This window comes from Planomonospora algeriensis (assembly GCF_977012225.1).
In genome coordinates this window covers 1-273 of the sequence record NZ_CDRNDK010001165.1, presented here as the reverse complement: position 1 = coordinate 273, position 273 = coordinate 1, and the positions used below count along the sequence as shown (strand labels likewise).

Sequence of the window (273 nt, the reverse complement as noted above, 5' to 3'; positions counted from 1 at the left end):
CCGGCGAGGACACCCCACCCGGGAAACGGCACGCCATCCCCACGATCGCGATCGGCTCATCGACCCGCGAAGCACCGGCCACGACCGCCTGCGAGACCTGGTCACCGGCCACCAGCTCACCGGCGAGGAACTCCGCCACCGCCTCAGCCGTCGGGTAGTCGAAGATGAGAGTGGCCGGGAGCCGCAACCCGGTGGCGGTGCTGAGCTGGTTGCGGAACTCCACCGCGGTCAGAGAATCGAAACCCAAATCCTGAAACGCCCGCCCCGGCTCAA

The 273-nt window shown here is 68.5% G+C and carries 1 protein-coding gene; it reads right to left on the bottom strand.

Annotation, left to right across the window (positions count from 1 at the left end):
- A partial coding sequence (locus ACWJ6R_RS38260) for a phosphopantetheine-binding protein (RefSeq protein ID WP_449066837.1) occupies nt 1-247 on the bottom strand: 247 nt, incomplete at its 3' end.
- Nucleotides 248-273: the final 26 nt, after the last annotated feature.